Source organism: Saccharomonospora halophila 8 (assembly GCF_000383775.1).
GTDB lineage: Bacteria > Actinomycetota > Actinomycetes > Mycobacteriales > Pseudonocardiaceae > Saccharomonospora > Saccharomonospora halophila.
On sequence record NZ_KB912506.1, the window covers coordinates 2,624 to 10,044 of the forward strand.

Consider the following 7,421-nt stretch of genomic DNA (forward strand, 5'->3'; position numbering starts at 1 on the left):
CGCTCGGACCCGGCCACGGCGGCGGCGAGGACCCGGACGGGCACCACCCGTCCGGGCGGAGGTGGCGCAGGCCCGCCCTCGTCGCCGCGGCCGTGTTCGGGCTGTTCTTCCTCCTCTACGCCGCCGACCTCCTGGTGACCAGCGGGGACGTGCCACGCGGGACGACCGTCGCCGGGGTCGACGTCGGTGGGATGAGCCCCAGCCGGGCCGAGGACCGGCTGCGGGACGAGATCGAGCCCCGGCTGTCCGAGCCCGTCGCCTACACCGCGGGCGAGACCCGGGGCCGGCTCGACCCGAAGCAGGCGGGCCTGCGGCTGGACTGGGACGCCACCCTCGACCAGGCCGGTGACCAACCGCTCAACCCGTTCACCCGGATCTCGTCGTTGTTCACCACCCGGGAGCTGGGGGTGGTCACCGACGCGGAGCCCAACCAGTTCGACAACGCCATGAAGGCGGTGAGCAGGGAGGTCGACCGCAAGCCGGTCGAGGGCGGCATCACCTTCGAGGGCACCACGCCGACGCCGGTGGAGCCGCGGCCGGGCCAGAAGCTCGACACCGACGGCGCGAAGCACACCATCCTCACCCACTGGGCCGGGGGAGAGCGCCTGACCCTGCCGGTGAAGTCGACCCCGGTGACCGTCACCGCCGAGAAGGTGCAGGCCGCGCTGAACGACGTGGCGAAGCCGGCCGTGTCCGCGCCGGTGACCGTCAAGGGAGAGGGCACGGACGGCACCCTGGAACCCGGCGAGATCGCGGCCGGGCTCTCCTTCGAGGCGAAGGACGGCGCACTCGTCCCCACGATCGACCAGAAGAAGATCGTCGAGGGGGTGGAGCCGGACCTCGCCGAGACCGAGAAGGAGCGCCGCGACGCCGAGGTCGTGTTCGAGGGGGGTAAGCCGTCGGTGAAGCCCTCGCAGGACGGCTACCAGATCAACTGGGACACGACGCTCGAACCGCTCGTCGACGCGCTGAAGACCCGGGACCCGAGCGGCCGGGAACTGGTCGCCGAGTACGAGGACAAGCCGGCCGAGGTCACGACCGAACAGGTCGAGCAGCTCGGCATCAACGAGGTCATCGGCGAATTCACCACCGGTGGGTTCGCGCCCGACTCCGGGGTCAACATCCGCGTGGTGGCCGAGGAGGTCGACGGCGCGATCGTCAAGCCCGGCGAGACGTTCAGTCTGAACCAGCACACCGGCCCGCGCGGCAAACCGCAGGGCTACGTCGAGGCGGGCATCATCGAGAACGGCCAGCCCGGCACCGCCGTGGGCGGCGGCATCTCCCAGTTCGCCACCACCCTGTTCAACGCCTCCTACTTCGCCGGGCTGAAGGACGCCGGGCACCGGGAGCACAGCTACTACATCAGCCGCTACCCGGAGGGCCGCGAGGCCACGGTGTTCCAGAACCCCGACGGGTCGAGTGTGATCGACCTGAAGTTCACCAACGACGGCGACACCGGGGTGGCGATCCAGACCATCTGGACGCCCAACGACATCACGGTGAAGCTGTGGGGCACCAAGCGTTACGACGTCGAGTCGAAGACCGGTGACCGCACCGACGTCCAAGAGCCGGGCGAGGTCACGGGACCCGAGGAGAACTGCTCGCCCAGTGGCGGCACACCCGGCTTCACCGTCACCAACACCCGGATTCTGAAGGATCCCGACACGGGCCGGGTGGTGCGACGCGAGCCGGAGACCACCACCTACGACCCCAAGGCGAAGGTGGTCTGCCCGGGCGACGACTGATCCCGGGGTGCGGACGGTGTGTCGTGCGAGCGCACCGTCCGCACCCCGATCGTCACGATCCGGTCCTCGGGTTCTCCCGGACGGCGCGCGTCACGGGACGCGGAGGGAGCCGCGCGTCACGGGACGCGGAGGGAGCGCAGCCGGGACACCTCCGCGATGCGCCGTTCGGCGAGCCGGTCGGCGGCGGTCACCGGCGGTACCCCCTCGTCGGAGGCGAGGGCGAACACCCGCCCGGCCGTGTCGTACAGCGACGCGACCCGGCGCCGGGCCCGGTCGAAGTCGAACCCCCGCAGTTCCTCGCTCACCTGGATGACGCCACCGGAGTTCACCAGGTAGTCGGGGGCGAACAGGACACCACGCTCGTCGAGCAGTTTCTCCACCCCGGCGTGGGCGAGCTGGTTGTTGGCCGCGCCGCAGACGATCCGCGCACGCAGGGTCTGCACGGTGTCGTCGTCCAGCACACCGCCCAGCGCACAGGGCGAGTAGACGTCCAGGTCGGCGGCGAGGAGGGCGGTGTTGTCGGCGACCACCTCCACCGACGGATGGGTGGCACGCACGGCGTCGACCGCCGCCTCGGCGACGTCGGTGACCACGACCTCCGCCCCGGCCTCGACCAGGTGTCCGACGAGGATGCGGCCGACCTTGCCCACACCGGCGACACCGACCCGCCTGCCCCGCAGGTCGGGCGAACCCCACTCGTGCGCCGCGGAGGCGCGCATGCCCTCGAACACGCCGTAGGCGGTCAACACCGAGGAGTTGCCCGCGCCGCCCTCGTCCTCGGATCGGCCCGTCACGAACCGGGTCTCCCGGGCCACGGTGTCCATGTCGGCGACGTGCGTCCCGACGTCGCAGGCGGTGATGTAGCGCCCGCCGAGGGAGGCGACGAACCGGCCGTAGGCACGCAGCAGTGCCTCCGACCGGACCGTCGCGGGATCACCGATGATGACCGCCTTGCCGCCGCCGAGATCGAGTCCGGCGAGGGCGTTCTTGTAGGTCATCCCCCGCGCGAGCGCGAGCACGTCCTCCAGTGCCGCGGTGTCGGTGGGGTAGGGATGGAACCGGGTTCCGCCGAGGGCGGGGCCGAGTGCGGTGGAATGCACGGCGATGATCGCCCTGAGCCCGGTGTGCTCGTCCTGACAGTGGACAACCTGCTCGTGGCCGCTGAAGCGGCCGAATACACCGTCGGTCACGGTCGTGACTCCTTTGTCGTCCGTTGCGCGCGGCTTGTGGTCGCACGCTGCGGGGCCCTGTTCGGTTGTGGCGACGGGCCGGGAAGGTCGTTCCCACCGAGTGCCGTCGCCGCCCGAATGTATCCCACCTCACGGACGAAGAGGAGTCCCGCTGGGCGCCTGCGGGGCCCCGGGATGGGGTGGTCCGAACGGGGCTCCCGGGGCGGTGTGCACGGCCGTCCGGGCGAGAGCGGCGAGGGCCCGGCGACCGTCCACCCGACCGGGCGGGATTTCCGGACACCCGACGAGCTCCAGAACGGTGCCCCGTAGCCGCACGGTGCGCCACAGCGATTCGAGCAGTGACTCGGGGCCGACGAACGCGGGGCGCGTCGTCGGCCGCCCGCGGCCGAGCCGGTACCGCACCGCCACCGGACGCACGGGAACACCGGCGTCCAGGGCCGCCTGGAACAGGGCGGGACGGAACGCACCGGACGCACCCCCGCACCACGTCGTGCCCTCGGGCGTCACCACGACCTGTTCGCCGGCTCGCAGGAGGTCGGCGACCTCGGCCACGCTCGCGGGCAGACCGGACAGGCGTTCCCGGTCGAGGAACACCCCGCCCGCGCGGGCCACCAAGGCCCCCAGCAACGGCCAGTCCCCGACCTCACGCTTGGCCACCGCGAGCATCGGGCGCACCGCCCCCAGCCCGACCACGTCGAGCCAGGAGATGTGGTTGTGCACGACGAGTGCGCCGCCGTCCGCGCCGTCCGCGCCGTCCCAGCGTCCACGCACGGCCACGACGACACCGCACGCGGCGAGCACAGCGCGGCAGAGCCCGCGCACCGTCCGATCGCGTACCGCACGGGAGGAAACCAGCAGCACCGGCACCGACACCACGGCCGCGCCCACGACGCCGGCGAGCGCGGCGAGCCGCAGCACCGCACGCCATCGGGGCACCTCCGGGTCTCCGTGCGTCAGGCACCCGGCCCCGCACGGGGACACCGGCATCCACGGGTGTGTCCGGGGTGCCTCCTCCGGGGCCCGCGTCGGCGTGTCGGCGGCACCACGAGACGCTCCGGCAGCGGCCACCGTCTCCTGTCGGGTCACCGGACCGGCTCCTCGTCCTCCTGTCCGAGGAAGAAGCGTCGGTACCGCCGGTCGATCCGACGCATATCGAGCAGAACGGGGAAATCGGCGACACCGAACTCCCGGTCGTGTGCCGGCGGCCCCACTACGGTCGCGCCCAGGCGCAGGTAGCCGCGCAGCAGCGGCGGGACCGCGGGACGCTCGGGCCGCTCGACGCCTGCGGCCGACCAGGGCCGCAACGGGGTGACCCGGTGCTCCTCCGGGCCACGATGCCGGGCGGACACGACATCCCACACCCCCGCGGCCGTGACACCGCCGTCGGCCAGCGGCACCGAGGCGCAGCCGATGAGGTGACGATGGCCGCGGCGCAGCATGTACCGGGCGAGACCCGCCCAGACCAGACCGATCACCGCCCCCGTCCGGTGGCCGGGGTGCACGCACGAACGCCCGGTCTCGACCAGGGTCTCCCGCAATCCGGACAGCGCGGTGAGATCGAACTCGCGCTCGGCGTAGAGCCCGCCCGCCGCCGCGGCCCGGTCGGGTGGGAGCATCCGGTAGGTGGCGACGGTTTCGCCGGTGTCGTCGGCGCGGACGAGCAGATGGTCGCAGTAGTCGTCGAAATGGTCGGCGTCGTGGCCGGGAACGGCGGAGTGCAGCCGGGCGGCCATCTCGCCGGCGAACACGCGGTACCGCAGCCGTTGTGCGGCGCGTACGTCGTCGAGATGCCGGGTGACGAACACCGAATATCCGCCACCCGCTCCGATTCCGCCCTCGTCTGCGCGAAGTTGTGCCCGCGTCATGCCCGAAATGTTCACGTCCCGGCACGAATCCCGACGGTGCCGCCCGTGACACGCCGATGCACACCGGATGAACTCCCGTGCCGTCGGGGTGACGGCACCCGCCGTGCATGCCTCCTCCCCCGCGTCGGACGTGGGGAAGGAGGCCGCACGGCACTACGCGGGTGACCCGTGCGGGGTCAGCCCTTGCGCTCGGCGACCTCGTCGGTGAGTTGCGGGGCGACGTCGAACAGGTCGCCCACCACGCCGAAGTCGGCGATCTCGAAGATCGGCGCCTCGGGGTCCTTGTTCACCGCGACGATCGTCTTGGACGTCTGCATCCCCGCGCGGTGCTGGATGGCCCCGGAGATGCCCAGCGCGACGTACAGCTGCGGGGAGACGGTCTTGCCGGTCTGGCCCACCTGGAACTGCGCCGGGTAGTAGCCGGAGTCGACGGCCGCACGGGAGGCGCCCACCGCCGCACCGAGCGCGTCCGCGAGCTTCTCCACCGTCTCGAACTTCTCGGCGGAGCCGACGCCACGGCCACCGGAGACCACGATCGAGGCCTCGGTCAGCTCGGGCCGGTCGCCGCCGACCACCGGCTCGACGCCGGTGATCCTCGCGGACTTCGCCGGGTCGACGGCGGGCAGCGCCACCGTCTCCTCGGCCGCCGCGCCCTCGGCCCGCTCGGCCTCCACGGAGCCCGGCCGCACCGAGACCACCGGGACGCCCCTGGTCGCCTTCGACTTCACCGAGAACGCGCCGCCGAAGATCGACTGGTCGACGGTGCCGTCGGAGTTGACGCCGACTGCGTCGACCAGCCAGCCGGAGCCGAGCCGGGCGGCGAGCCTGGCGGAGACCTCCTTGCCGTCGGAGGTCGCCGCGACCAGCACCGCGGCGGGGGACGCCTGTCCCGCGACGGCCGCGAGCGCGTCCACCTTCGGGGTCACCAGGTATCCGGTGGCCTCGTCCGACTCGGCGACGTAGACCTTCGCGGCGCCGTAGGAGGCGAGCGTCTCCTTCGCCTTCCCCGCCGACCCGGGGGAGCCGACGACGACGGCCGACGGCTCGCCGAGCGCGCGGGCGGCGGTCAGCAGCTCGCCGGTGACCTTCTTGACCTCACCGTCGACGTGGTCGACGAGGACGAGTACTTCAGCCATAGTTCGTTTCCTTGTCTGTCGTCAGTCGTGGTGTCGTCAAGAGGTCAGAGCAGCTTCTGGCCGACGAGGTACTCGGCCACCTTCGACCCGCCGTCGCCCTCGTCGGTGACGCGCTCACCGGCGGCCCGCGGCGGCTTCGGCGCGGCCTCGACGACGCCGGACGCGGCGTTGGCCAGGCCCACTTCCCCGGCGTCGACGCCGAGGTCGGCGACGGTGAGGGTCTCCACCGGCTTCTTCTTGGCCGCCATGATCCCCTTGAACGACGGGTACCGCGGCTCGTTGATCTTCTCGGTGACACTGACGACGGCGGGCAGGTTCGCCTCGAGGTGGGTGATGCCGTCCTCGGTCTCGCGGTCCGCCTTCACAGTGCCGCCGTCCACGGTGAGCTCACGGGCGTGCGTGAGCTGCGGCATCCCCAGCAGCTCGGCGAGCACCGCCGGAACGGCGCCGCCCCGGCCGTCCGAGGCCTCGTTCCCGGCGACCACCAGGTCGACCTCGCCCGCCCGGCCGACGCCGGCGGCGATCACCTTGGCGGTGGAGAGCAGGTCGGAACCGTGCAGCGATTCGTCGGAGACGTGGATCGCCTTGTCGGCTCCCATGGACAGCGCCTTGCGGATCGCGTCGGTGGCGCGGTCGGGACCGACGCACAGGACGGTCACCTCGCCCGCACCGGCTTCCTTGATCTTAAGCGCCTCCTCCACGGCGCGCTCGTTGATCTCATCGATCACCGCATCGGCGGACTCGCGGTCAAGGGTGTGGTCGTTCTCGGTCAGCTTCCGCTCCGAGTAGGTGTCCGGCACCTGCTTGACCAGGACAACGATATTGGTCATGGGTCTCCTTCGGCGCACACACAAGGCGTTACTGAGCGGTAAATTACAGCTCCGCGTTCACGCTACGCCCCCCGAGGTGACCGCCTTCACCTGGATCGGCGATTTCCCTGGACGATCGTCCCATGATCTCGTCCGGTCGGCCCGCGGACGGGCTCCGACTGCCCCGTCCGGCACCCGGGGAACCGTGTTCTGGACCGGAAGTCGCAACCGACTCCCCCCGGTGGGTGGACACAGCCGCTAACCTGCCGACGTGCCCGTAGCAGTGATCACCGATTCGACCGCCTGCCTTCCCGGGCAACTGGCGGCCCAGTGGGGCGTGGCGGTCGTGCAGGTCCAGATCCAGGCGGACGGCCGCCTCGACGACGAGTCCCGGTACGATCGGGGTGAACTGATCGGGCTGATCCGGGCGGGCCACGACGTCCGGACCAGACCCCCGGACCCCGGTGCCTTCTTCTGGACCTTCCAGGACGCGATGAGCGCGGGCGCCGACGCGATAGTGAGCGTGCACCTCTCGCGCAGGATGTCGGCGACGGCCGAGGCCGCGATGCAGGCCGCCCGGCAGGTGGACGTCCCGGTCCACGTCGTCGACAGCGCCACGACGGGGATGAGCCTCGGTTACGCCGCCCTGTCGGGCGCCCGCGCCGCCGCGGCGGGT

7 protein-coding genes are annotated in these 7,421 nt (G+C 71.9%); 2 read left to right on the plus strand and 5 right to left on the minus strand.

Features of this window, described 5'->3' with window-relative positions; genetic code table 11:
* Positions 1-1,745, plus strand: a 1,745-nt coding sequence (locus SACHA_RS20555; protein WP_019807978.1) for a VanW family protein, incomplete at its 5' end; no start/stop codon positions are given.
* A 116-nt stretch (positions 1,746-1,861) separates the two neighbouring features.
* Here SACHA_RS20555 and SACHA_RS0106030 read toward each other — a convergent pair.
* The 5 genes from SACHA_RS0106030 to SACHA_RS0106050 form a co-directional block, all read right to left on the minus strand.
* Complete coding sequence (locus SACHA_RS0106030; RefSeq protein ID WP_019807980.1) at positions 1,862-2,935, minus strand: Glu/Leu/Phe/Val family dehydrogenase; 1,074 nt, start codon at positions 2,933-2,935, stop codon at positions 1,862-1,864.
* A gap of 129 nt (positions 2,936-3,064) precedes the next feature.
* Positions 3,065-3,922, minus strand: coding sequence for a lysophospholipid acyltransferase family protein (locus SACHA_RS0106035; RefSeq protein WP_019807982.1), 858 nt, complete (start codon positions 3,920-3,922; stop codon positions 3,065-3,067).
* A gap of 95 nt (positions 3,923-4,017) precedes the next feature.
* Positions 4,018-4,800 (minus strand): GNAT family N-acetyltransferase, encoded by a 783-nt coding sequence (locus SACHA_RS0106040; RefSeq protein ID WP_028662934.1) that lies wholly within the window; start codon positions 4,798-4,800, stop codon positions 4,018-4,020.
* A gap of 176 nt (positions 4,801-4,976) precedes the next feature.
* Positions 4,977-5,936 carry an electron transfer flavoprotein subunit alpha/FixB family protein gene (locus SACHA_RS0106045; RefSeq protein WP_019807986.1) on the minus strand — a complete coding sequence of 320 codons (960 nt, stop codon included), beginning with the start codon at positions 5,934-5,936 and terminating at the stop codon, positions 4,977-4,979.
* Between the two features lie 44 nt (positions 5,937-5,980).
* Complete coding sequence (locus SACHA_RS0106050; RefSeq protein WP_019807988.1) at positions 5,981-6,766, minus strand: electron transfer flavoprotein subunit beta/FixA family protein; 786 nt, start codon at positions 6,764-6,766, stop codon at positions 5,981-5,983.
* Positions 6,767-7,016: 250 nt separating this feature from the next.
* On the opposite strand from SACHA_RS0106050, the gene SACHA_RS25995 reads away from it, so the two are divergent.
* On the plus strand, positions 7,017-7,421 hold a 405-nt coding region (locus tag SACHA_RS25995; RefSeq protein WP_039738128.1), incomplete at its 3' end, for a DegV family protein.